This window comes from Massilia rubra (assembly GCF_011682065.1).
GTDB lineage: Bacteria > Pseudomonadota > Gammaproteobacteria > Burkholderiales > Burkholderiaceae_D > Telluria_A > Telluria_A rubra.
In genome coordinates, this window is sequence record NZ_VUYU01000116.1 from 1 (window position 1) to 215 (window position 215).

General features: G+C 48.4%; 1 rRNA gene. It reads right to left on the bottom strand.

Annotated elements, in window-relative coordinates:
* Positions 1 to 215: ribosomal RNA gene (locus F0185_RS34260) — 23S ribosomal RNA — on the bottom strand; the annotation flags it as partial.

A 215-nucleotide genomic window follows, 5' to 3' on the forward strand; every position in this document is an offset into this window, starting at 1 on the left:
CAGGCTCATCCCATTTCGCTCGCCACTACTTTGGGAATCTCGGTTGATTTATTTTCCTGCAGCTACTTAGATGTTTCAGTTCGCCGCGTTCGCTTTGCATACCTATGTATTCAGTATGCAATGACCTAAAAGGCCGGGTTTCCCCATTCGGAAATCTGCGGATCAAAGCTTGTTTGCTAGCTCCCCGCAGCTTATCGCAAGCTACTACGTCCTTC